We start from the raw sequence: 26,898 nt of genomic DNA on the forward strand, positions 1-26,898 counted from the left end.
TTCGTTTTCGCATTTTTATTTTCATTTTTCTAATCCTGTTAATATATTTTGACGTAATCTTTCCGAAGACCTTCCGTGTTGATGTCTTTTTCCAGATTCTCTTCGAAGGAGATTTTACGTTTGTTCAGCAACAATATCTCAATCTCTTTTTTCACGTAACCGAGAGGTGCCGTTTCATGAGCTTGGCGTAGCTCGTTGATCTTGAGAAAATAGTGATTCTCGTCGTCCTCGATCTCGATGGACTCCTTGTTTTTATATTTACTTTCCCATTCTGCCGACGTGATGGGCAGGAGGTTCAGCAGGTTACGCAGTTCGATCCATTGGTCGTTGAAGTTATCGAATTTCTTGGCTGACGTGATGCAATACTCTTCCAACGCTTCCTGGTCTTTGGCTTCCTTGGAACGGAACCATTTACGAGCATTTTCAATGTTCGGGGCGGATTTGGGAATCACCACGAACAAAGCTCTCACGACCGGGGTGTTCAGCACGAAGTTGAATTTGTTCGCGTCGTAGTATTGCGAGATTTCACGTTCGCTTACTTCCCGGCTGAGTTTCTGGGAAATCAGTTTCTCCTTGTATTTATGGATCAAGATAGAAGAGGAATAGTCTTCCACTTGTTTCCGAATGTTTTTTTCCTCGTCGCTCAGGTTCTGGGTCGCTTTGTGCAACAGTAATTCTTTGGTAATCCAGTTCCGCACGTAGCTTTGTGCCATGATGAGACTATCTTTCGAGGGGGTTCCTTGGGGAATAAAGCCGGAAACTTCCGATTTCAGCAAGTATTTGTCGAAAACCTTTGCCACGGGTTGCTCGTTTTTCGCGAACTTATCGTTACAAGCCCATAGGAAGGGGATAAAAATCAGTATATGTTGTAGTTTCATGATTTTATGCGATTAATATTCGGGCGAAAATAATAAAAAGCGATTTAAATATACGAGTTTGTGAGAGTTTTTTCGTCTATTTTGTATTTTTGCGAATAGAATTCGAAGAATGACCCGTGATATAAAAGAGATATTAAAGACTTACTGGGGATACGATGATTTCCGATCCTTACAGGAAGAGATTATCCGTTCCGTGCTGGACGGGAAGGACACGCTTGCCCTTATGCCCACGGGAGGGGGAAAGTCGCTCACGTACCAGGTGTCCGGGCTAGCGATGGAGGGTGTCTGTCTGGTGGTGACCCCGTTGATTGCCCTGATGAAGGATCAAGTGGAGGATTTAAAGAACAGGCAGATTCCAGCCGAGGCGATCTACACGGGGATGAGGCGTGACCGGGTGGAGTCGATCATTAATAAATGTATATATGATACGGTTAAGTTCTTGTACGTGTCGCCCGAGCGATTGTACTCGGAACGGTTCCGGGAAAAATTGAGGTTGATGAACGTGTGTCTGATTACCGTGGACGAAGCTCATTGTATTTCTCAATGGGGGTATGATTTTCGTCCCCCGTACCTGCGAATAGCGGAGGTGCGTGAATTCTTTCCCGGGGTGGCTACCCTGGCGCTCACGGCCACGGCTACCCCCGAGGTCGTGGAGGATATTCAGAAACAGCTGCACTTTTCGACCCCGAACGTTCTCTCTAAAAGTTTCCGGCGGGAAAATATTTCCTACGTGATCCGGGACACGGAGGCCAAGCCGTTGGAATTATTCAATATTTTGTCCAAGGTGCAGGGGGGAGCGATCGTGTACGTGCGTACCCGGTTGAAGGCTTCTTCGATTGCCGCTTTCCTGAACAAGTCGGGGATCAAGTCTGACTTTTATCATGCCGGGTTGTCTTCTGCGCAGCGGGCACGTCGGCAGGAGGCGTGGAAAAGCGGAAAAGTTCCCGTGGTGGTGGCGACGAACGCTTTCGGGATGGGGATTGATAAGGCGGATGTGCGGGTGGTGGTGCATTATGACGTGCCGGACAGTCCGGAGGCCTATTTCCAAGAGGCGGGACGTGCCGGACGGGATGGAAAAAGGGCATACGCCGTGTTACTTTCCAGCCGGGCAGCTTTGGGTGGTTTACAAAAACGGATTGATGATGCTTTTCCCCCGAAAGATTATATATTGAGGGTGTACGAGGCCTTGGCGAACTATTACCAGTTAGGTGAGGGCGAAGGACAGGGACGGGCGTTCGAGTTCAATTTGAAACTGTTTGCCCGTAATTTTAAACTCAACGAGGCGAGGGTGATGTCTGCCATCAGTATTCTGGAGGTCGCGGGGTTCTTGGGGTACACGACGGATATAAATTCCCGTTCCCGGGTGATGTTCACCGTGTTACGGGATCGGTTGTACGAGTTCGAGACGGGTGATCCCTTGTTGGAAAGACTTATGGTTCTCCTGATGAGAAATTATGCCGGAATTTTCGTGCAGGATGCTTACGTGGACGAAGGTTTCTTGGCTGATCAGCTCGACGTGACACGCAAGGTGCTGTATGATGCTTTTATTTCTTTGGCAAAGCGTAAGATTATTCGCTACGTGCCGGGGGACGTGAAACCTTACATCGTGTATTACCAGCCCCGGTTGCCATTGTCCTATATCACAATCGGGAGGGAGGCTTACGAGAACCGGAAGGAGTTGTTTGTCACGAAGATCGGGGCCATGGCCCGTTATATCCGGGATGACGAAACGTGTCGCCAGCTTTTGCTTATGGAGTATTTCGGGCAGAAGGAAGAGAAACCTTGCGGGATATGTGATGTCTGTATCGGGAAGAAGAAACGGTTGCATCGGGAAGAGCGGAAGAGCTTGGAGGAACGGATTTTGCAAGTGCTTGCCAAACAGAATACGAATATCCGGGAGTTGGTGCGTCAATTGGGTGAGGACGAAGAAGTCGTGGTCGGGCAAGTCCGGAAATTGTTGGATGAAGGGAAAATTCAATATGTTTCGACCTTGGAACTGGGGATAACGAGGAAGTCCTAGATGTTAATTTAGTATAATTGCATTACACTCTTTCCCTTGTCCCGTCGGTGTTTCACTGGTAAGTATTCGATAAGTTACCGATAAGTCTTCGATAAGTTGCCGATACGGGCAGTCAATTTTTCGTTGCTTTTTTCTTGAAAAATGATGGAGGTATTAGTGAGACATAGGTGCGAGTCACTGTTGAGTGTTAGGAACGTATTTTATAAGAAGTATCCTAATTTGACGTTGATCGGTAGTCTAATTAGGATTTTTGTTTATATCGTTAGAACTAAATATTATTTATTACTTTTGCGGTTGTAAATATAGAAAAAATATAACCGATGGAATTCATGTTTGTGGGGGATAAACACAATATTCCTGTTATATAGGGAACTATAAAATCTAACCCTAGGCGACAATGTTTTATGATTATGGAACAGATATTTAATAAGGAACAGCAAGGAACTGCGCGATTCATTTTGAATCATCCTTTAGCGAAACTATCGGATTTGCGTTCTAATGAAATAAAAGATTTAGCCGTGGTGTGGTGTTACTATTCAGGTAAGATTGAAGGGAATACCTATACTTATGTGGAAACAGAGGCATTGCTCAAAGATGGCATTACTTCCGAAAAGAAGTATGAAGACGCTAAGATGCTGAAAAACCTATATAATACTTTCATATCAGAAGTGGAGTATATTAATAAAGGGAGGAATCAGGAAATAATTGATGAACGCACTTTATTCCGAGTACATCAGGCTATATCCACGGGGTTGGTTTCCAATGAAGAATCCGGCTATTTGAGAACAAGAGCTGTCCGTATCAGCGGTACGGGATATATCCCTCCAAAGGACTTGCACGATATTCGGGCTAAGTTGAATGAAATACTTTATCAACAGGAACAATTCACAAATCCATTGGAACGGGCTGTTTATCTTCATTGTAACATAGCTAAATTACAGCCTTTCATTGATGGAAATAAACGTACCGCCCGAATGGTGGAAAGCATTGCCTTGATGAATGCCGATATTATCCCAGTCTATTCCTCGAAAGATGCTGATATATTGAATTACAGGAAAGGGTTGATAGCTTTTTATGAAACCGAAGATTATTCTCTTTATGCTGATTATTTTCTAAACAGGCAAGTGGAGCGAATAAAAGAAATAGAATAAAAAAGATTCAAATTTGTCGGTACCTTTTTCTTCGTGAAGTGTTATAAGGTAAAATAGCACGAAATGAAAAAGGAAACAGAGTATATTATCCAGTTGATCGTGAAAAGACTTCAAGGAGGCTTGTCTCCCGAAGAGGAAACTTTCTTTGCGGCTTGGAAATCACGTTCCAAGGCCAACGAGGAGTTGTATGAACGATTGGAAAATGAATACAAGGAACACACGGAATATCCTTTATACGAGCATTTTAATGCTCGTCGGTCGTGGCCGTCTGTCATGAAAGACATTCGGAAGAGACATTCCATTCGACGCTTGTATCGTGGAGTTGCCGCGGCTGCCATCGTGTTATTGAGTGTATCTTCTTATCTGGTGTTTTCGACGGGCGGGGAGGAAGTACTGCCCGTGGCCCGGGTGGAGTCGGGCAACCATTTTTCTTTTGGGAAACGTGCCTCGCTGATTCTGCCGGGAGGGGATACTTTGCTGATTGCCCCGGGGGTGGCGGACACGCTTGACGAGCAATTACCTTTCGTGAGTAATAATGGTGAAACCTTGATCTATCATACTCCCCGAACGGCGGATTCTTTGGTGTATAATACGCTGAAAATACCTCGTGGCGGGGCTTATTCTTTGCAGTTGTCGGATGGTACGAAGGTAATGCTGAATTCCGATTCCCGGTTAAAGTTCCCGCAATCTTTTTCGGGTGATACCCGGGAGGTGTATCTGGAAGGAGAAGGATTTTTTCAGGTGGCAAAGGATGCTGCGAAACCCTTTATCGTGCATTGTGAGAAGTATGCCGTGCGTGTGTTAGGTACTACGTTTAATATTTCTGCTTACCGGAACGATGAAGTTTCGATGACGACGTTAGTCGAGGGACGGGTGAATATTGAGTGCGGGAATACGGTTGTTGCGTTGACTCCCGGACTGATGGCTGCCGTGGCCGATTCGAAAGTGACGACCCGGGAAGTGAACGTGGAGTCCTATATCTCCTGGACGAGAGACCAGTTCAGTTTCAGCGAGGAACGTCTGGAGGATTTGTTAAAAAAGATTTCCCGCTGGTATGACGTGGAGTTCGTGTTTGATGATGAGGAGATCAAGGATTATAAATTTTCCGGGTTTATGCCCAGGTACGAGAGTATAGATGCTATCCTGCAAATTATGGAACAAGCTGCAAATGTAACCTTTAAGATGAATAATAAACAGATCGTGGTATACACGCATCAGGAATAGAAAACAGGTGTTATTATAATTTTTATTTAAAATTTCATACATGAAAAGATGGATTACCCTAGGTATGGTAATACTATTAGTATTGCCATGCACTCAGACTTCATTCGCTTCTGCGAGAAAGAAAAAGACAGTGGCAACGGAAACGAAAAAAGAACCGACCAAACGGCAAAGTAAATATGATAAGTTGGTAAAGAATAAATCGTGTGAGACAGCCCGGGGGGAATTCGTGACCTTGCATAAGCTGGATGGGAAGGTTTATTTCGAGTTTCCAGTGAAATATCTGGGGCGGGAAATGTTACTAGCCTCGACGATTTCGGAGGCGAGTGATAATAACCTATGTGCTATCGGTTATAAACCGAAAGATCCAATGCATATAAAATTCACGAAGACGGACAGCACGATTTTTATGCGGGAAGTGAATGTGTCCGCAACTTGTAACCCTCAAGAGGGGCATATGAAGGAAGTGATGGCAAGGAGTTTTATGGACCCGATTATCGGTTCGTATAAAATCTATTGCTACACGAACGATAGTTCTGCTTTTTTGCTTGATATGACCTCTTTGTTTACGGGTAATTCGGAGCGATTGGCACCGATTTCCAGTGGAGGTGGAATGGTTGAGATTACAGCCGTGTTTAATAGTGCGGGTTCTATTTTGGATGGAATTAAGGCTTTTGATGATAACGTGACGGTAAAGTCGTATCTTTCCTATTCCGTGTCGGCCAAGATGATGGGGATGTTTATTGTGAAGAAAAACGAGCCTTTGACGGTGAAAGCAACCCGTACTTTGCTGTTGTTGCCGGAAGAGAAGATGCATCCACGGGTGAGTGATACCCGGATCGGGGTGTTTGTTACGAATACGAAACAACATATTTCTACCGACGAGGACCGGATTCAGATTTACACGCTGGCGAATCGCTGGCGGGTGGAACCGAAAGATGTGGAGGCCTATAAACGAGGTGAACTGGTGGAACCCGTGAAACCGATCGTGTTTTATGTGGATGATGCTTTTCCTGCCATGTGGAAGGAACCCGTGCGGAAGGCTGCTTTGCGTTGGAATGTTGCTTTCGAGAAGATCGGGTTGAAGAACGTGATCCAGGTGCGGGATTTCCCGAAGGATGATCCGACTTTTGATCCGGATAATCTGAAATACTCTTGTATTCGTTATGTTCCGGCTGCGATCACGAATGCTATGGGGCCCTCGTGGACTGATCCGAGAACAGGTGAGATCATTAACGCGTCTGTCATTATTTTTAATGATGTCGTGAAGTTGGCCAATCAATGGCGTTTTTTACAAACTTCTCAAGTTGACCCGTCCGTGCGTACCAAGAAAATGCCGGATAATATTCTGGAAGAATCCATTGAATATATCGTGGCTCACGAGGTGGGGCATACCCTTGGGTTGATGCACAATATGTCGGCATCGGCAGCCTATCCGGTTGATTCGTTACGTTCTGCAAAGTTTACTCAAAAGTACGGGACGACACCTTCCATCATGGATTATGCCCGGTTTAATTACGTGGCGCAACCCGAAGATAAGGGTGTGAAGTTGACCCCGCCTAATTTGGGTATTTATGACGAGTATGTGATTAAGTGGTTGTACACGCCCCTGTACGGTCTTTCGGCTAAAGAGGAGCAAGCTATGTTGGAGAGTTGGATTGACGAACATGCAGGAGATCCCATATATCGTTATGGAAAGCAACAGGTGATTGCCCGTTACGATCCGAGTGCGCTGGAAGAGGATTTAGGGGACGATGCTATTAAGGCCGGGGATTACGGGATCAAGAATCTGAAATATATCGTGGCCAACATGAATAATTGGTTTGTGGATGATACGGATGGCTCGCATCGTGAGAATCTGTATAACGAGCTGGGAAATCAGTATTACCGTTATTTGAAAAATGTCATGCATAACGTGGGGGGTATTTATCTGACGGAGGTGAAACCGGGTACTGCCGGAAAGACATTTCAATCCGTGCCGAAAGAATTGCAACGTAACTCTTTTGTGTGGGTGATCAAGCAATTGAAAAATAGTGATTGGTTACATAACACGGGATTGACTGATCAGTTCGGACTACGGGTTGCCTTGCCACCGATCGTGTGTTACTACACGGCAACGGAGTTGTTAGGAACGTATAAGAACGTGGTGTTGTCTGCTCACGTGTCTCAAGATCCCTACACGTTGAAGGCTTACTTTGATGATTTGTACAACCACGTGTGGGAGAATGCTATAAAGGGGCGTAAGCCGACTTCGGGGGAGAAGATATTACAACGTTTGGTGGTGGATCAGGCTGCTGACGTGATTACCAAGAAGAGTAAGTTGGTGAAGGTGCTAGCCGATCCGGACGAAGGGCTGGGAATGGAGAATGCGTTTATGCCGTCCGTGGATGAGATTGTAGCTTACGGTTTGGACCCGACCGGATTGGTGGGACAATACCAGAATGAGTTGCGGGAATTGGAACAAGTTCATGGGAAGGACTTGTGGCCAAGCAACTAACCTCTTTCGGACATGGTTATGATTGGCAGTACCGGGTGAATACCCGTACGATCGATGATTCGAAAACGTATTTCTACGCTTATGCTTTACGTGTGAAGAATTTGTTGAACAGTAGATTGGCTTCGGCAGATTCCGATACGAAAGCACATTACCAGACGATGCTTTATGCTTTGGACGAAGCGTTGAATGCTCTGAATAAAAAATAAATGTTACAAGCACTTAAAACCCCAAAAGGTTTTAAGTGCTGAAAAGATCTCGAAATGGTCTTCTATGTGTTTTTTACAAACCTAAACAAACTGAAAATGGGAAAGAACTTGTCTATGAAACAGGCGAGCTATAGCCAATGGGCTACGAAAGTATGCATGTTGCTTGGTTGCTTGATTTTATTCAGCTTTTCGGGTTTTGGTGGCGGAACGTCACCTAAATTCGATGAGAAAACACCTCTGAATTTGAAATTCGAGAAAGCCACGATGTTGCAGGTTTTGAATACCTTGAAAAAGGAGACATCACTTGATTTCGTTTATAACCACGAGGAGATTCAGGGAATCCCTCTTATTACTAAAGAATTTAAGAATGTGACGGTAAGGGAGATTCTGGATTACTGTTTGCAGAATACCCCTTACACGTACACGCTTGTGAATGATGTTGTGATTATTAAAAAGCGCCAGGAAACGAAAACGGTTGATAAGGTGAGTATCACCGGAGATGTTAAGGATGCTGACGGTAACCCGCTACCGGGAGCCACGGTTCTGCTGAAAGGAACTTCTTTAGGAGTGGCCACGGATGCGACGGGTAAGTTTAAGCTGGAAATTCCCGCACAAAAGGAGATGGTACTAATATTTAATTTTATCGGAATGGCAAGCCAGACCATCACGGTGACGAAATCCGAGGAGTTGCATGTTGTTTTGAAGGAAGATACTCGTGAGTTGGAAGATGTCGTGGTTACCGGTTATTACACGCAGGCTAAAAATGCCTACACGGGGGAATTGACCACGGTGAAAGGGGAGGATTTGCTGAAAGTGTCCCCGACGAATCTGATTCAGGCGCTGGCCTCATTGGTGCCGGGTTTACGGATTGTGGAAAATAACGAACAGGGGTCCAATCCGAATGCGATTCCCGAGATTCTGATCCGGGGGGCGAATTCCATCATGACCGAGAATCAGGCGGACGTGAATACGCCTTTGATTATGCTGGATGGGGTTGAGATTTCGATACAGGAGTTGTATGACTTGGATATTTACGATATTGGGCAGGTGACCGTGTTGAAGGATGCTTCTGCGGCGGTGTTGTACGGGGATAAAGCTGCCAGTGGCGTTATCTTGGTGGAGAGAACGAAAGTGACGGAATCCAAGCCTCGCTTGAGTTATAATTTCACACCTAATTTCAGCTATCCGGATTTGACGTCCTTGCGTTTGTGTAATGCGGAACAGAAGTTGGAACTGGAACGTTTGGCCGGGTTGTACGATGAAGTGAATGGGAGCCTTGATCCGGCGTATTACTACAAGTTGGATAATATCCGCCGGGGTGTTTACACGGATTGGCCATCCAAGCCTTTACGCTGGGCTTTCTCGCACAATCATTCGGTGACGTTGACCGGTAGGGGAAACGGGATCGAGTACAGGGCAAGCGGGAGTTTCAGGGATGCCTATGGCGTGATGAAAGGGGATAACCGTCGGAACTACGGGGCGAATTTTTCTTTTGCGTATCACTTAACGGATAAATTGACTTTTAATTACCGTTTCGCTTTCACGATGACCGATAGCAAAGCAAGTCCTTACGGGGATTTCGGGAAATACACGAGACTGAACCCGTATAATCCGGTGTATGACGAATACGGGGAGTATATAAAACTCTATTATTTTGATCCTTACCTTTCAAATGCCAATGATTCCCGGAATCAAGGAAATCCGTTGTACGATGCAACGTTGTCCAGTTTTAACAAGGGACGGAACAAGTCGTTTTCGAATTACTTGAGTATGCGGTGGGATATTAAAAAGGCATTTTTCATCACGGGCGATATTAACGTGAATATGAGTGATTCTTACACGAAGGTGTACGTGTCGCCGGATGATTCTTCGTTTGAAGGTAAGTTTTTAAACCAGAAAGGAACTTATTCTTTCACGCATAACGAGAGTACGAACTGGGCGGGAAAGATTGCGTTAAATTATCGTTTACCTCTGAATGAGGCAGGTAACACGGTGTTGACCGTGAACGTGGGTACAGATTTTAAAATGGGGAATTCTTCTTCTATCACGACGAAGGCGGAAGGATTTTTGAAAGATGGTATGACAGATATTAAATTTGCTTCTCAATATGCCTCTACCCGTCCGAGTGGTGGAGATAAGAAAACTAGAGAAGTCGGTTTTTACGGGACCGGTAGTTTCGAGTTGCTGGGACGTTATTTCCTGAACGGTTCCTATAAATCGGCCGGATCATCCCGTTTCGGGAGTGATCATCGCTTTGCCCCGGTGTGGTCGGCAGGTATCGGATGGAACGTTGACAAAGAGAGTTTTATGGGTAACGTGAGTTGGTTGAATATGCTACGGTTGCGTTTTAGCGTGGGATCAACGGCTAACGTGACGTTCTCACCCTATCAGGCAATGACGACTTATAATTACACGACAGATTTGATTCATTACGCGGGAATCGGGGCGGTACCGATCACGATGGGAAACCCGGATCTGAACTGGCAGATCACGATGAAATATAACTGGGGGTTGAGTGCCACGTTGTTTAATGAACGGATAAATATTGATGCCAGTTATTACAAGAATAAAACGAAAGATGCTTTGATGCCGATTTCTTTACCTTGGTCCGTGGGAGTTTCCTCCGTGCAGGTGAATATGGGAAAATTGGAAAACTCCGGATGCGAGTTTGCGATCTCGGCGCACGTGATCAAGCAAAAAGGACTCTTCTGGATGGTCACGGTGAATGGCTCTCACACGATGGATAAGTTGACAAACGTGTCAACCGCTTTGAAGTCAATCGAGGTTGCCCAGTCTTTGGGGGCTCGTCCTTCGTTGATGTTCCAAGAAGGCGGTTCGCAGTTTGGTATTCATGCCATGCGTACGGCCGGAATTGATCCGGCATCGGGAAAAGAGATTTTTATTAATAGCAAAGGAGAGTACACGTTTGATTACGACAAGGATGAACGGGTAGAGGTTGGAAATTCGAATCCGATTTTGGAGGGGAGTATTTTTTCCAGTTTATCGTACAAGGGTTTCACGCTGAATATTACTACCGGTTATAAATTCGGGGGCGATGCTTACAATAACACGCTGGCCGACAAGGTTGAGAACATAAATCCGTGGGAAAACGTGGATCGCCGGGCATTTACCGATCGGTGGAAAGAACCGGGTGATTTGAAACGTTTTCTGGGTATCCCGGAAAGTAAAAGCGATAACAAGCGGTATTCAGAACGTTTCGTTGAACGGGATAATCTGTTCGAGATCAGGAATATATCGATTAACTATGAATTTAAACCGGAATGGTTGAAGAGATTCGGGGTTAAACGGTTGAATGTCGGGTTTGGGATGAATGATATAGCCCGTTTTTCTTCCATGAAGTTGGAACGGGGAACTTCCTATCCTTTCGAGAGGAGTTTTAACATTACTTTCAGACCGACTTTTTAGTAAACAGTAAATTGAAACGAGTATGAAAAAGATAATAATTCTACTGTGTATACCATTCTTCTTTCTCCGGTGCGATAGTTTTTTGGATGTGAATCCGGATTCGGAAGTGGTGAATGATGATATGTTCAATTCGGCAAGCGGTGTTGAGGATGCCCTCTATGGCGTGTACATGACGATGGTAACAAAGGATATGTATGGACGGCTGATGTCCACGACGATACCGGAGATTCTGGCACAGAATTTCACTTCGACTTATCAGTACTTGCCTTATTTGGGGCGTTTCGAGTACGAGCGGAGTGAAACGAGAAATATGTATAAGAATATCTGGAAGACCAGTTATCTGGCGATTAGTTATTTGAATAATATTATAAATAATCTGGAAAGTAAGAGCGAGAAGGATTTCCGGCATTACAATTTATACATGGGGGAGGCCTTAGGATTAAGGGCGGTTATTCATTTTGATTTACTGCGCTTTTTTGCCGTACACGTGACTTCTACCGATGAAGCGGCAAAAGCGAGAGCTATTCCCTACGTGACGGAGTATGATTTTAAGGTGACACCTTATTCTTCGGTGGAGGGGATTTACTCGAAAGTGATAGCCGAGCTTAAAAGAGCGGAGGCGTATTTGTCTGAGGATGAGGTGCTGATGCCAGCCGAACGGGTGGGAAATGAAAAGGGATTTACCGGGGCGCGTGTGTTACATTTCAATTTATACGGGGCGCAGGCTACTCTGGCACGGGTTTACTGGATGAAGGGTGATCTGGATAGTGCCCGGATTTACGCGGACAAGGTGATTCGGTCCAATAAGTTCCGTTTCGCTAGCAAGACGTCCTTGAATACATTCATGCAGAAAACGGTGTCGATGGAGGAGACAATATGGGGGCTGTACAACGCGGAAGTCTATTCCGACTGGCTGACCCAGCACGTGCGGAGGCAGGGATTGGGTGATCTGACCACGGATTTTAAAAGTATCTATGCTTATGAAGGGCCTACCGGAAAGAAGGATTACCGTTTGGATAATTGGTTTGGGACATACAACAGGAGCGGAACTCCGGTGGATATATTGGTGAAAGTGATGGGAAATGTATCCGATACGACTTCTCTCACGACGAGTTATAACGGGGGGCCTTATCTGGGAACAAGTATGATTCGAATTCCGGAAATGTATTATATTATGTCAGAGGCTTTGCTTGCAACCGGAAATGCGGAAGGAGCGATGGAATATCTGGATGCGGTGGTTGATGCCCGAGGGATGGAGAAATTCGCGGACCGGACTCCTCTTGTCGATATTACGCTGAGTGATATTATGGCGGAACGCCGAAAGGAATTTATCGGGGAGGGACAATGGTGGTTCTGTCTGAAGAGATTGAACAGTCCCGTGAAATTGAGTGGGGCGACCGGGGCTACCATTCCCGGCAGTGATAAGATATATGTTCTGCCGTTGCCCGTGGAAGAGGAAGATTATCGTCCTGAATAATTAAAATAAGAACGTTATGAGAAATAAATATCTACTATATATCGGAATATTCCTCTGCATGGGAATATGGGCGTGTAGCAATGATGCCGTGTACTATGACGTGAATCAGAAAAGATCCATTTATTTCACTTGGGATCGTTATAATTCTGTCACGAAAACAGCAAGTGACACTGTGTTTTTCAGTTTCGCCTTGTACAACGAGACCGAGTACGAGTATCGAGTTCCGATCAAGGTGGCCGGAATGCCGCTTGGCGAGGAATTGACTTACGAGGTGGAAGTTGTCGCGGATTCTTCAACGGCTAAGTATGACAAGCATTTTAAATTCGGGAAACTGGTGATCCCGAAAAATGAGGTTGAAGGGTATCTGTCTATTATTTTGGATCGTACGGAGGATATTATGGATCATCCGGTCATACTCTATCTCAAGTTTAAGGAGAATGATTATTTCAAACCGATTGCTAATAATTACTATCGTTTGTCGGTCGTGGATGGTGCTTTGCCCGAACCGCAATGGTGGGCTCCCAATTTCTTGGGGGTGTATGCCCGGAACAATGATCGCCTTTACCGGAAGATGCTAGAATATTTTTGGCAACTAGAAGAGTTGAAACCTATCTTTTATAAAGAGAAAGTGGAAGAATACGGGTTATACTTGGAGTATGCCAAGGCGGGATTCTATCAGGTGAAGGGTAATATTATTTGGATAAATTACGTGTTTAAGCCTGCTTACGATTTCTATACTGACCCAGCGAACACGTATGAAGGGTTTGATATGGTGAATCCGGATCGGTTTATCCGCTAAAAGAGAATTTAAAATTAAATGGTAAGTTATGAAAATGAAGTTATATATAATCATGCTGTTTTGCCTCATGGTGGGGATGTATTCCTGCTATGATGATGATACGACTTCCGGGAGGAAAGAGGTGTCGTTACTGACAATTACCGCTGCTCATGACACGCTTACGACCTCTTTCGGGGAGGAGCTTGTGGTGAATCACTTGAAAATAGAGCAGTCCGGGGAGGAATTGCCTTTAACTTACGAGTGGGCGTACGGGGATCTGGATATTTCCGGGGGAGCCGTGAAACCTTACCCGATTAAAGACACGCTTCACGTGGTATCGACAGATCCGGAGCTTAAATATGCTTTTCGGGAATTGGGTACGTTTGCCTTGCGTTTGAAGGTGGATAACGGTGAAACGACAATATTCAAGTTCTTTATTCTTCAGATAGATACCGAATTTTCCGAGGGAATTACTATTTTGAGCCGGGATGATGCCGGGAAAGGAAGGCTTTCTTTTATGAAGACGTTGACTAAAGAGGAGATCAGTGGAGGAAAGGTACCGACTTTCCGTACGGATATAATGGAAATAGCTAATCCCGGAATGGAGTTGGAGAATGTGACAGACATGATTCAGCAGGGAGTGCGCTTGATGGTTAGTTCGGGAAGTAACGGTAGAATTTACAATATGGATTCCCGTTCTTTTGATATCGAAACTGCGACCTCTTTTGCTGGTAAGTTTCCGGGGGCCAATATTCAGCAATTCGTCGCTATATCGGCATATAGTAATATGCACGTACTTTCGGAAAATAAGAGAGCTTATGTTTACGAGACGGACGTGGATGAATTGTTGGTACTGGATGCTTTTGACGGTTTGGAAGTGGATGCTGGGGTATCTCATAGTAAACCGGTGTTTATCAATTATGGAACTTCAACTATGTATGCTCCTAGTACGTCCTCGGGTGCAGTGAATAGTGGGACTATTTTCACGAATTATGACATCGTTAATACTTGTTTTATCAACACTTATCTGTATGTATTCTCCACGGATAAGAATGATCCGTTGCATATTTATATACCTCGAACATCAGCCTCGTTTGCCAAACCTACTGCGGCGAATACGGTGGATTATCAAAGTTCGCGGCCCATTGGTATGGATCGTAATTCGATGACTGTGGGGACAAAGGTGTATAATTGTATTTATTACACGTATAATAATGAAATATATCGTTGGGACCCCGGGCGGCAGTTGCCGACAACTCCTTCTATCACGGTCCCGACAGGTATGGAAATAACGACCATTGCTGTCGATCCGGATCAAAAATTACTTTATGTCGGGTTGTACGAATCAGCTAGTACGAAGGAATTGAAAGGATGTTTGTATATTTATGATGCAGATAGCGGGGAATTGCTTGAAACATATGATAATATTGCGGATAGGCCGCTTCGTGTGATTTATAAAGAACGTGTATAGCGTAAATGTTTGTATGAAATGATTCATGAAAAATCGTGTAAAGGCTAACAGAGCCTTTGCACGATTTATGACATAAATAATATCTCGTCATATGAGTGAATGTAAATCATTTAGGTCTCTATTTTGTTGTGAATAAGAAGTATTTTATGTATTTTTGAAATAGTGTTGTCCGGGAAGATGATACTTTGTTAGCGGGAAACCGAATGTTTATTCGTATAAAGTGCATGATGATAGATTTTATGGAACGGGAAGTTGTATATGAGCGTTTTGTGAAAGGGGATGAGAAAGCCTTGGAATTGTTGTATGATCAATATTTTGCAACATTGGGAGTTTACGCGGGACGTTTCTTGCGGGAAGAGAATGTTTGCGTGGACATCGTGCATGAGAGTTTTATCAAGACGTGGGAGAAAAGGAAACAGTTTACCTCGTTCCAGATGATTATCAGTTTTTTGTATGCTTGCGTGAGAAATGCTTGTCTGAACGAGTTGCGGCATCTGGACATAAAGAATAAGGTCCTGTTGCAACAGGCATCCAGTCTCGATATTGAGGGGGAAATCATAGAACATGAGGTGAAACGGATTATCTGGGCTGAAATTGCCCGATTGGCAGGTGATTATAAAGAAATCATGGCGATGAGTCTGGAAGGGTATTCTACCAAGGAGATTTCGGAAGAGTTGAATCTTTCCGAACAGACGATTAAAAATAAAAAGGGAGAGGCGTTAAAACAACTTCGCAAAAATATGGGACCGTACCAGTGGTGTCTCCGGCTTTTCTTTTAAGGAATAGTTTGCTTGTAATATTCTATATCATTGATTTATAATTCGTATATTTGTCTTATCTTCGGGACAAAAAGAGAATCTTCGTGTCGTTTTTGTTTGTGAAATTGAAACTTGGTATCTCTTTTTTCCCTAATCTTGCAACTCGCCAAAATCGATACTTGCTTGATTGAAATTTTTTATTTATTTTATTACTTTTGCTCCCCTTGTTTTGAAATAGTTGTAGAAAACAGGGATAGAATGTAAATTATGCGATTGAACGTGAATGATAAAGTTGAGGGTTCGCGTCAGGTAGCAATGATGGTGTGATGATGTATTTTACGGGTTTATACCGCGTGGTGCGATGAATGATGTTAGGTGCGAATGGATATGTTTAGACAATAAAGTGATGGAAACATATCTTGCACGTATGGTATTAAAAGATCAAATTAAATGAGAGTAGACTTGGTATTGAAGTTTGACGGCAACTTATGTGGTGTTGTGAAATGGATTCTGTTGTTCTGCTGTGTATGTTTTCCGGAAATCCCCGTGGCGGGTGAATCACGTTCTTCCTTGATCGTGATCACGGGAGAGGTGAAGGATGCAGATGGCGAACCACTTCCGGGCGTGACGGTTGTCCTGAAAGGGACTTCTTTGGGATGCGCCACGGGTACGGACGGGAAGTTCCGATTGGAAATTCCAGAACAAAAGGAGATGGTGTTACTTTTCCGGTTTGTCGGGATGAAGAATCAGGAAGTCAAGGTTACCGGTGCCCGGCATATCCGGGTGACGATGGTGAAGGATATGAAGGAGTTGGATGATGTGATCGTGACGGGGTATTACACGCAGGCGAAGAATGCTTTTACCGGGGAGATTACCCGGATCAAAGGGGAGGATTTATTACGGGTGTCCCCGACGAACCTGTTACAAGCGTTGTCAATCTTGACACCGGGATTGAGGATTGTAGAGAATAACGAGGCGGGGGCTGACCCGAATGTCGTGCCTGAGATTCTGATTCGCGGGGCGAGTTCAATCATGACAAAGGGACAGGAAGGGGTGAACGCTCCCTTGATTATGCTGGACGGGGTGGAGATTTCCGTGGAGGATTTGTATGATCTGGATATTTACGATATAGAACAGGTACTGGTGTTGAAGGATGCATCCGCGGCGGTACTTTACGGGGAGAAAGCTGCAAACGGTGTGATTCTGGTGGAACGGGTGCGGGGAAAGTCGGATAAGCCGAGATTCAGTTATAATTTCACGCCAATGTTCAGTTTTCCTGACCTGACCTCTCTTCGCTTGTGTGATGCGGAGGAAAAGTTGGAACTGGAGCGTTTGGCGGGATTGTATGACCGGGTAGATGGTAGTCTTGACCCAGCTTATGATTACAAGCTGGAGAATATCCGCCGGGGTGTCAACACGGATTGGACGACGAAACCTCTGCGGAATGCTTTCACGCATAGTCATTCTGCCACGATGACCGGGCGGGGTGGTGGAATCGAGTACAAGGTAACGGGACGGTTGTCGAATACATACGGGGTGATGAAAGGTGATTATCGCCGGAATTACGGGGTAAATGTTTCTTTGTCGTACCGGTTTGCCCGGGATGTGGTGGCCACTTACCAGTTGGCTTATACCATGACCGAGGGAAAGAATAGTCCTTACGGGAGTTTCGCGCAGTACACGAAGTTGAACCCGTACAACCCGGTATATGACGAGGACGGGGAGTATATACGGAATTATTATTTCGATCCGGTAAACCGGACAATGGAACGGCAAGTCAATCCACTGTATAATGCCACGCTGGCGAGCTTTTCGAAGAGTCAGAATAAAGCGGTCACGAATTATTTGTCGTTACGCTGGGATATGAACGAGACCTTGTTTATCACGGGAAACGTGAGTGTGCGACAGGGTGACACGTGGAATAAGGTGTATGTTTCCCCGGAGGATGCGAGTTTCACCTTGCAGGAGATTCCTCAAAACAAGAAAGGGACTTACACGGCATATTCAACCGAGACGACGAATTGGGCGGGGAAATTGGTACTTAATTATCGTTTACCGCTGAATGATGCCGGGACTACGGTCCTTTCCTTGAGTGCGGGTACGGACATCGGGAAGGACAAGTCTTCTTCGATGCAGGTGAAGGCGGAAGGGTTTATGAAGGACAAGATGACGGATATTAAATTTGCCTCGCAGTACGCGACTACGCGTCCCGTGGGTGGCGAGAAGGAATCGGCAGAGGTGGGGTTTTTTGTGAACGGTAGTCTTGATTTGCTGGGACGATATTTTGTCAATGCTTCCTACAAGACGGCAGGTTCATCGAAGTTTGGCAGTAAACATCGTTTTGCCCCGGTATGGTCGGCGGGAATCGGTTGGAATCTGCATAAAGAAGGATTCATGAATTTCGATTGGTTGAATATTTTACGTCTTCGGTTTAGCGTGGGTTCAACGGCTAACGTGACATTCACGCCTTATCAGGCTTTGACCACTTATCTTTATGATTCCGACTTAATTCATTATGGCGGGATGGGTGCGGTTCCGATCACTATGGGGAACCCCGATATGAAATGGCAGGTTACCCGAAAGTATAATTGGGGATTGACGGCTACTTTCTGGAAAGAACGGGTGAACGTGGAGGCTAGTTACTACGTGAACAAAACGAAGGATGCCCTGATGCCTTTGACCTTGCCGTCTTCTGTCGGTGTTTCTTCAGTGTTGGTGAATATGGGTAAGTTACAGAATTCGGGCTACGAGTTTTCCATTTCTGCACAAGTGGTCAAGCGAAATAACCTGCTTTGGATGGTGATGGTAAACGGATCGCACGTGTTTGATAAGCTGACGAGTATCTCGGATGCGTTGAAGGCGGAGAACATGGCGGCTTATTATGGCGTGAAACCTCAGCCGATGTTCGTGGAAGGGGGATCTCAGTTCGGTATATATGCCATGCGTTCCGCGGGAATTGATCCGGCTTCCGGGCAGGAGGTGTATATCAAGAAGAACGGGAATTACACGTTTACTTACGATAAGAACGAGCGAGTGGAGGTTGGGAACACGAATCCAATGCTGGAGGGGAGTCTTTTCACGAGCTTGTCGTACCGGGGATTCACGTTGAATGTCACCGCGGCGTACAAGTTTGGCGGTGATATTTACAACACGACTTTGGCGAATAAAGTGGAGTATATTGATCCCTACGGGAATGTGGATCGTCGGGCTTTTACCGAACGGTGGAAGAAACCGGGAGACTTGGTGCGTTTCTTGGGGATTCCGGAGAACGTGAGCGATGAAAATCGGTATTCCGAGCGTTTCGTGGAACGGGATAACACGTTCGCGATAACGAGTATCATGTTGAATTACGAGTTTAAACCCGGTTATTTGCGCAAGATCGGGATTAAGAGACTGAATCTAGGCATAGGCGTTGCCGATATTGCCCGGTTCTCTTCCGTGAAACAGGAACGAGGTACGGAATATCCTTTTCAACGGAGTTTCCATATCACGTTTAGACCGACATTTTGATAATTACTAAAGGTAGAAGATGATGATGAAAAGAATATTATTGGCGTGTATCTCTTTATTTTTCTTGGGATGTGGGAATTTCTTGGATATAAATCCCGAATCGGAGGTAGTGAACGATGATATGTTCAGTACGGCGGAAGGTGTGGAGGATGCGTTGTATGGGGTGTATATGTCGATGGTGAAGGAGGATATGTATGGTGGGGATATGTCTGTGTTGATACCGGAGTTGTTGGGGCAAAATTTTGTTACGGATGATGGGTATTTAATCTTTGTGTCTCGATTAGATTTAGAGAATGCGGATACTCGAAAGACTGTTAGAACTATATGGAGTGCTAGTTATCTCGTAATTAGTTATCTAAATAACATTATAGAAAATTTGGATGGAAAGAATGTAAAAGATTTTAAATATTACAATTTATATCGTGGAGAAGCTTTAGGTTTACGGGCGGCAATTCATTTTGATTTATTGCGATTCTTTGCTGTTCACGTAAACTCGAAGAACGCAAGCGCAAAAGCAGAGGCTATTCCTTATGTAACGAAGTATACTTTTAAAGTAACTCCTTTTTCATCAGTGGAAGAAGTGTATGAGAAAATCATTGCAGATCTAAAAGAGGCAGAAACTTGTTTGGCTGAAGATGAGACTTTGATGCCGAAAATTCGTAAAGGTGGAGAAAAGGGATTTACGGGAGCGAGAGAGTTACATTTTAATTTATATGCAGCGCAAGCAATGTTAGCCAGAGTGTATTGGATGAAAGGGGATTTGGAAAACGCAAAAAAGTATGCGAATAAGGTAATTCAATCGGAAAAGTTCCAATTTGTGAATCAAGAGGATTTATCGACATTTATGAAGAGACGAATTTCTTTGTCCGAGACGATTTGGGGATTATATACGACAAATATTAGTTCGTATTTGTATGATAGACATGCTGCGAAAACTATAATGATTCTTCATAATGACTGGAAGTTATTATATAAAAATACAGAAGGACCGGAACCGGGGGAAGATAAACGATTATCTGCTTGGTTTCTTTCTAAAGAAAATACAGGAAATTCAAAAGATATTTGTGCTAAAATTATGGATGAATCAAATGATGCCTCTGAATATTCCGGAGGAGCATATCTTGGTTTTAGTATGATTCGTATTCCGGAAATGTATTATATTATGGCTGAGGCCTTATTGGAGGAAGGAAATGAAGAACATGCAAGAGATTATTTGGATGCCGTGGTGTCGGCTAGAGGCATGGTGAAATTTGCGGATCGAGATACGGGTAAAGATATTACTTTGGATGATATTATGAACGAACGGAGAAAAGAGTTATTTGGAGAAGGGCAATGGTGGTTTTGTTTAAAAAGGTTGAATCGGGATGTCTATGTTCATGCATTAGATGCAACTTTAAAAGGGAGTGATAGAATTTATACCTTGCCTATACCCACGGAAGAACTTGATCCTCGTTAAATTATAAAATTAGAAAACGTATGACGACAAAGTATTTGATATATACAGGAATATTCCTTCTGTTTGGGGCTTGTTCGAACAAGGCTATCTATTACAATCCGGACCAGAAGAGAAGTATCTATTTTAATTGGGATCTTAGTAAATATGTTTCTAACGTGGCTCCCGATACGGTATTTTTCAGTTTCGCAATTTATGAAGAGAAAGAGGTGGAGTATCGTATTCCGGTGAAGAGTATGGGAATGTCTGTTGATGAGGATCAATATTTTGAGTTGGAAGTCGTGGAGGATTCAACCACGGCGGAATTCGGTAAACATTATGAGTTTGGTACTTTGATCATTCCTAAAAATGAAGTGGAAGGCGTGTTGTCCTTGAAGTTGAAACGGACGGAGGACCTGATGAATCATCCTGTTCTTCTTTATTTGAAGTTTCGGGAGAACGACTATTTTAGACCGATGGAAGGGGATCATTATTGCCTTTCCATTATGGATGGGAAACTAGCGCAGCCAACTTGGTGGGCCAGTTATTACCTAGGAGAATATAACAATAATCATTAGTGTCCACTAAAAATCATAGTCGTTCTTTGAAATTGTTGAAATTCAGTTTGTTGTAATGGTATTTGGTGCGCAACGATTTGAAATTACTTTTGCAGTCTGAATCAGACTGTTATGAATAAAGACAAATATGTTTTTTCTCAATTAGTCACATTTCTTGATGAGTTCAAGTTCTTGCGTATCGTCAAGAAGTATGAAGGCAACAAATACATTAAAAGCTATACCTGTTGGAATCAGTTGCTTACGATGATGTTCGGTCAACTTTCCAACCGTGAGAGTTTAAGAGACCTCATCGTGTCACTGGAGGCTCACACCGGAAAACTCTATCATCTGGGAATCGGCAAGTCCGTAACACGAAGCAATCTTAGCAAGGCTAACGAGCAACGTGACTATCGCATCTTCCAGGAATATGCAACCTTCATGATAGCCGAAGCGCGCAAGCGTAGAATCGAAAGAATCTTTGAGCTTGACGGTCATGTCTATGCTTTTGATTCCACCACGATTGACCTTTGTCTGTCAGTGTTCGAGTGGGCTAAATTCCGCAAGCATAAAGGCGGAATCAAGATGCATACGCTCTACGATGTGGAAGCGGAAGTTCCTGCATTTGTGCATATTACTCCTGCTAATATTCACGATACAAAAGCGATGTCTGTGATTCCTTATGAACGTGGTGCGCATTATATATTTGACCGTGGTTACAACGATTTTGGCAACTTGTATACGATAGACCGCATAGGTGCTTTCTTCGTTGTACGAGCCAAAACCAATGTACGCATCAAGCCCAAAACGTGGAAGCGAAGATTGCCTGAAGGTGTCATTTCTGATGTCATCGGATGTTTTACGGTTTATAAAAGTTCCAAGGATTACCCCGATGAACTTAGAAAGCTCATTGTTGAAGACCCCGAAAGTGGCACACGATACATTTTCCTGACGAACAATCTTGACGCTTCGGCTGAGCTGATTTCTCGGTTATACCGAAATAGATGGAGTGTGGAGCTGTTTTTCAAATGGATTAAACAACACCTTAAGATAAAGAGGTTTTGGGAACTTCGGAGAATGCTGTACGCATACAAATATATTGTGCCATAATTACTTACTGCCTTGTGGCGATAGTACAACACGATATGAAGTTAGAGCGAAGCATCTACGAAACCTTGCAAATACTCGGCATCTCGCTAACCGATAAAACTCATCTTAGAGATTTGTTCGACAAATCGAATTTCAAAAATATCAAAGAGCTAAATGATTCAAGTGAATCGAATTTATTTAATTTTTAACCGACTAGTGACCAAAAAATTTTTAGTGGACACTAGTGAACAATAATAATGATAGATTATATTTGAAGATACTGGAAAATTTTTGGGCCTTAGAAGAGTTAAAACCCGTGTTTTATGCCGAAAAAGAGAAGGAGTACGGGAAGTTTCTGGAAAATGCCCCGACAGCTTTTTTTCAGATGCCGGGAAATATGATTTGGATAAAATACGTGTTGAAACCTGCTTACGAGTATTATAGTGATCCGGAAAACACGTACGAAGGGTTTGCTATGGTTGATCCGGATCGGTTTATTCGTTAAGCAAATAAAAGTTATTGGAGATGAAAACGAAATACAGTATCGGGATCTTGTGTTTTACCTTATTCGGGTTGGGATCTTGTCTGGATGATCAGTCTTCGTTGGGAGATCGGGAGTTATCGGAAATCACGATTTCCACACCTCATGACACGCTGACGGCTTATTTCGGTGAGGAATTTGTGGTAAGTGATTTGAGCGTGGAACAATCCGGGGAAGAGTTACCTCTCGCTTATGAATGGAGTTACGGAACGTTGAATACGGATGAAAATGGAATGGCCTCCTATCCGATTAAAGATTCGTTACATATCGTGTCGCACGATCCGGAATTGAGATATGCTTTTCGGGAATTGGGAACTTTCGGGTTACGATTGAGGGTTGATAACGGGGAAACGATCCGGTATAAATATTTTGTTTTACAGATAGATACCGAGTTTTCGGAGGGGATCACGGTGTTAAGTCGGGATGGGGATGGAAAAGGACGAATTTCTTTTATGAGAACACTAACAAAGGAGGAAATTAATACCGGGAAAGTGCCTATGTTCCGGACGGATATAATGGAGCTGATAAACCCGCAAACGAAAATGGAGGATGTGACCGACATGGTGCAGGTAAATAATCGTTTATTGGTTTGTTCCGGTGAGGAGGGAAGGATTTATAATATGGATTCCCGAACTTTCGATGTTGAAGGAATAACTTCGTTTAAGGAATTATATCCGGGATGTGCTTTCGTGAAGTTTGCCGGGGTTTCTGCTAATAATAACATATATCTCATCTCTCGTGACAGACGGGGATACGTGTATGATTACGTTTTAGATGAATTAGTGCTGACAGAATATTTTAAAGATCTGGATGTTGATGCGGCTGTTTCGGTGGATAGACCCGTGTTTGTTAATTATGAAACGTCCGTGTTCTATTCTCTTTCGCTCGGAGGGGTAAATAGCTCTTTAAACAAGTATGTCGATTTTAATATTTGGGGTATTTGTCCTGTTGGGAGTAGCGTGTATGTCATAGCTACCTATAAAGTGATGCCTTCCTATATCTATTTGTCCCAAACAACTTTCAGCTTGGGTAACCCGACCATTCTTCAATTCTATGATAGTCCGGTTTCACTGAAAGTTAACCGGAATTCGTTGCTTACCGGGAGTAAATCATGTAGTTGTCTGTATTACACGTGCGAGGATGGTATATATTATTGGGATTTGAAGAATCGGTTGTTGACGACACCTGTTATTTCGATACCTGAGGGAATGGAGATCACCAGTTTGTCGATGAACACGGATGGAACCTTGCTATATGTTGGTTTGTATGAAAAAGATGAAACAGAAGCTCTGAAAGGGCATTTGTATATCTATGATGTAAAGACTTCTGTCTTGGTAAATCAATACCACAATATTGCAGATAAACCTATTGCGATTGTTTATAAAGAACGGGGGTAGTAGAATAGGCAACATTAAAACTTGAAGAATAATTTGTAAGAATCTGATATGATGTTGAATACAATTATTAACTTTGCTGACAGCGTGTAAACGTGTTTTATTTAATAATCAAAAAAATAAAGGGGCATGAAAAGAGTTTTTTTCTTTATTCAAATTTTATTTTTAATAGCTTTATTTTCCGGGGGTAACCGGAATATAGAGGCTGGTAACGTGAATATGCCTTCGTTGCCTTCACAGGCTCGGGATCAAGCGTATTATTCGCAGTTGGAACAGAATGGCAATCGTTATACGAAAGATCATAGCTGGTTGAAAAATGGTGATGATTTTATACAGGTGGGTATTTCTTATGATCATGTGAGAGTTATTGGTGGAGCTGTAGGTTTAATCGTTCCGGCCAAGGCGGTGGATGAAACTTTCGTAAAAGGTGAATTGCTGGCAGAAATAGAAGGTTCCGGTGGTTTTACAAAGTTGTATGCACCATGTGCCGGAGTGGTGAAGGGTATCAATCCTCTGATAGAAAATCCTTCTCAAATGCAAGCTAATCAAGTTTGGGTATACAAATGTCATTTGAAAAGAGATCAATTGGAGAATTTGATGGGTGATCAGGAGTATGCTGATTACATCAAATAGGATTTTCCTTCTTTTGTGTTAAAATTTGTCTATCTCCACTCTTCAGCTTGCATCCTTTTCATATTTTGTCGTTATCCTTTTGTTATCTCTCCGTTCCTAGGGGCGAGTGGATAATGACGAATAACGAAGAGATAATGACACGTATGTAAGAGGAAGAGTGGAGATGGACAATTGTAAGTAGTCAGAAAGATTTACAACCGATATTATTCCCTAAATATTGCACGCAGCTGAGATATAGCTGACTTAAAGCCGAGATAAAGTCGAGTTGAGTCGTCTTTGTTAGTCCGGGTTTTCTTAATGTGTATTTTTTGACGGATGTTCACGTGCTTAAATGGGATAGAATACCGCTTTTATATTTATACTCCTTGTTTGTTGCCAAAAAGAGATATGTGAAGCCGATCGCAGAAACGCCACCCGTTCCGGATGCAATGTTCCAGAGTTTTGGGGATCGAGAGGCTTAATTCTTCGGGAGTGGCTCCCATCGGCATCAATAGGATATCTTCTTTTGCCCATCCATCCAGTTGTTTCAAAAGTGCCTGTATTTCGATCACGTCGTTTTCCCCGGAGTAAACGAATTTTAATTGAAAGTCTTTTTTGTTTTTACGGGCGTGTGTGATAAATGATTGTATAGCCGGGATATTAATGCGGGTCTTGTTGTGGTGGTCCGCGTGAGGTGCAGGGGGAACGGAGCCGGATAATTTGGGGGAAAGACTAAAAAAGTCGATCATCTCGGCACATTCTTCTACATAAAGCGTGGCGTTGGTTTCGACGGTAATATGAAAATGGCTCTCTTTTTTTAATTGTAAGCACAATGCCCGGACTTTATCCGCTTGCAAGAACGGTTCGCCACCCGTGATTACGATATGATCTATGTTTCCTCGGTTATGACTGATAATTCGCACGATCTCTTCCACGGGCAGGGAGAACGAATTCTCTACCTTAAAGGCAGCGTATGCCGTGTCGCATTCGCAAGTATTCCCGGCAAGTGTTTTCCACGTGCAATGGAGGTTACATCCGGCTAACCGAATAAACAGAGAAGGTATACCGTTTAATTTTCCCTCGCCCTGTATCGTTCCCGCAACGTGTAATCCAGAGGCGGGCACTTCCTTTAGCAATTTACCGTCCTTGTCTTTCGTGATCGGGAAAATACCATCCTTCGCCAAATGTAACATACGTGAGCTTTTTAATTTTTATCTTTTAGTTTTTATCTTTTATCTTATTCCTTCCCACCACTGCTCATTTTTCCATTCTTCCCGGATTGCCTCGGAAAAACGGATGTCGTGAACATTGAAATTCACGAGTTTCAGGTCTTCCCGGAAAGCCTCGGCATACCCGGTTGCCGTTTCATGTACCCGAACGGAGGAGAGTTGTACGTTTCCTTCCCCGTTTTTATGCTCCATGTTTTGCAGGATTTTGTCGATCAAGTAAAGGAATAACAATGCATATCCTTCAGCAGAAGGAGAGACGGGTATTTCAGCTACCCGGCGGTTGTATTTGTATACAAAAGTCTTCAACTCGTCGGATTCTTCCTGCCACAACGAGTAGGTATGGTCGAAACTATCCACGAGTTCCTTCACCTTATCCAGCAGTACGAAGTCCATCACCATGTATCCCCGGTCCAGCTTGTCGGACGTGATGAATACTTCCACGATATACGAATGTCCATGAATGTTCTCCCGGCAACGGTGTGAAGAACAATTCCGCACGATGTGTGCCCCCTCGAATTTGAATAACTTTCTGATTACCATTTATCAATTTTAAATTTTAAATCCTACTAATTTATTGATTTTAGATTTTAGATTTCCACCCACGAAGTCCACGCTTTTTCAATCGTAAATCGTAATTCATAAATCATAAATTAA

General features: G+C 43.7%; 19 protein-coding genes and 1 pseudogene. 17 read left to right on the top strand and 3 right to left on the bottom strand.

Going from position 1 to position 26,898, the window contains the following annotated elements:
• Positions 1-38 precede the first annotated feature (38 nt).
• Positions 39-878 (bottom strand): peptidylprolyl isomerase, encoded by an 840-nt coding sequence (locus F1644_RS22310; protein ID WP_087420071.1) that lies wholly within the window; start codon positions 876-878, stop codon positions 39-41.
• Between the two features lie 109 nt (positions 879-987).
• Between F1644_RS22310 and F1644_RS22315 the strand changes: the two genes are divergently transcribed.
• The 17 genes and pseudogenes from F1644_RS22315 to F1644_RS22395 all read left to right on the top strand — a co-directional run bounded on the left by F1644_RS22315 (position 988) and on the right by F1644_RS22395 (position 25,036).
• Positions 988-2,898: a RecQ family ATP-dependent DNA helicase gene (locus F1644_RS22315; RefSeq protein WP_118302618.1), complete on the top strand. Its 1,911-nt coding sequence runs from the start codon at positions 988-990 to the stop codon at positions 2,896-2,898.
• Between the two features lie 410 nt (positions 2,899-3,308).
• Positions 3,309-4,049, top strand: a complete 741-nt coding sequence (locus F1644_RS22320) for a Fic family protein (RefSeq protein ID WP_087420623.1) — start codon at positions 3,309-3,311, stop codon at positions 4,047-4,049.
• A 63-nt stretch (positions 4,050-4,112) separates the two neighbouring features.
• Positions 4,113-5,273: a FecR family protein gene (locus F1644_RS22325; RefSeq protein ID WP_118302616.1), complete on the top strand. Its 1,161-nt coding sequence runs from the start codon at positions 4,113-4,115 to the stop codon at positions 5,271-5,273.
• A 40-nt stretch (positions 5,274-5,313) separates the two neighbouring features.
• Positions 5,314-7,767, top strand: a complete 2,454-nt coding sequence (locus F1644_RS22330; RefSeq protein ID WP_394363631.1) for a zinc-dependent metalloprotease — start codon at positions 5,314-5,316, stop codon at positions 7,765-7,767.
• Positions 7,752-7,973, top strand: coding sequence for a hypothetical protein (locus F1644_RS22335; RefSeq protein WP_317147140.1), 222 nt, complete (start codon positions 7,752-7,754; stop codon positions 7,971-7,973). Before F1644_RS22330 ends, F1644_RS22335 begins: the two co-directional genes overlap by 16 nt.
• Before the next feature lie 96 nt (positions 7,974-8,069).
• Positions 8,070-11,399, top strand: coding sequence for a SusC/RagA family TonB-linked outer membrane protein (locus F1644_RS22340; RefSeq protein ID WP_087420624.1), 3,330 nt, complete (start codon positions 8,070-8,072; stop codon positions 11,397-11,399).
• 22 nt (positions 11,400-11,421) lie between these two features.
• On the top strand, positions 11,422-12,876 hold the full coding sequence (locus F1644_RS22345) for a RagB/SusD family nutrient uptake outer membrane protein (protein WP_087420075.1): 1,455 nt from the start codon (positions 11,422-11,424) through the stop codon (positions 12,874-12,876).
• Between the two features lie 16 nt (positions 12,877-12,892).
• Positions 12,893-13,675, top strand: coding sequence for a DUF4843 domain-containing protein (locus tag F1644_RS22350; protein WP_117722174.1), 783 nt, complete (start codon positions 12,893-12,895; stop codon positions 13,673-13,675).
• Between the two features lie 28 nt (positions 13,676-13,703).
• Entirely contained in the window at positions 13,704-15,125 is a 1,422-nt protein-coding gene (locus F1644_RS22355) for a YncE family protein (protein ID WP_147344446.1), read from the top strand.
• Between the two features lie 224 nt (positions 15,126-15,349).
• The gene (locus F1644_RS22360) at positions 15,350-15,904 is read left to right on the top strand and encodes a sigma-70 family RNA polymerase sigma factor (protein ID WP_158571824.1); all 555 of its coding nucleotides are present in this window, start codon (positions 15,350-15,352) and stop codon (positions 15,902-15,904) included.
• 429 nt (positions 15,905-16,333) lie between these two features.
• Positions 16,334-19,393 (top strand): SusC/RagA family TonB-linked outer membrane protein, encoded by a 3,060-nt coding sequence (locus tag F1644_RS22365; RefSeq protein WP_118302610.1) that lies wholly within the window; start codon positions 16,334-16,336, stop codon positions 19,391-19,393.
• A 22-nt stretch (positions 19,394-19,415) separates the two neighbouring features.
• Positions 19,416-20,849: a RagB/SusD family nutrient uptake outer membrane protein gene (locus F1644_RS22370; protein WP_118302608.1), complete on the top strand. Its 1,434-nt coding sequence runs from the start codon at positions 19,416-19,418 to the stop codon at positions 20,847-20,849.
• A gap of 20 nt (positions 20,850-20,869) precedes the next feature.
• A complete protein-coding gene (locus tag F1644_RS22375) occupies positions 20,870-21,403 on the top strand; it encodes a DUF4843 domain-containing protein (RefSeq protein WP_317147141.1) in 534 nt (177 codons plus the stop codon).
• 111 nt (positions 21,404-21,514) lie between these two features.
• Positions 21,515-22,677: pseudogene (locus tag F1644_RS22380) on the top strand (IS4 family transposase).
• Between the two features lie 62 nt (positions 22,678-22,739).
• Positions 22,740-22,973, top strand: coding sequence for a hypothetical protein (locus F1644_RS22385; protein WP_317147142.1), 234 nt, complete (start codon positions 22,740-22,742; stop codon positions 22,971-22,973).
• 20 nt (positions 22,974-22,993) lie between these two features.
• Entirely contained in the window at positions 22,994-24,406 is a 1,413-nt protein-coding gene (locus F1644_RS22390) for a hypothetical protein (protein ID WP_118302604.1), read from the top strand.
• 126 nt (positions 24,407-24,532) lie between these two features.
• Entirely contained in the window at positions 24,533-25,036 is a 504-nt protein-coding gene (locus tag F1644_RS22395; protein ID WP_118302602.1) for a glycine cleavage system protein H, read from the top strand.
• Positions 25,037-25,392: 356 nt separating this feature from the next.
• On the opposite strand, the gene F1644_RS22400 is transcribed toward F1644_RS22395, so the two are convergent.
• Both F1644_RS22400 and F1644_RS22405 read right to left on the bottom strand, forming a co-directional pair.
• Entirely contained in the window at positions 25,393-26,208 is an 816-nt protein-coding gene (locus F1644_RS22400) for a 7-carboxy-7-deazaguanine synthase QueE (protein ID WP_118302600.1), read from the bottom strand.
• A gap of 39 nt (positions 26,209-26,247) precedes the next feature.
• Positions 26,248-26,784, bottom strand: coding sequence for a 6-pyruvoyl trahydropterin synthase family protein (locus F1644_RS22405; RefSeq protein ID WP_118302598.1), 537 nt, complete (start codon positions 26,782-26,784; stop codon positions 26,248-26,250).
• Positions 26,785-26,898: the final 114 nt, after the last annotated feature.

The organism is Butyricimonas paravirosa (assembly GCF_032878955.1).
GTDB lineage: Bacteria > Bacteroidota > Bacteroidia > Bacteroidales > Marinifilaceae > Butyricimonas > Butyricimonas paravirosa.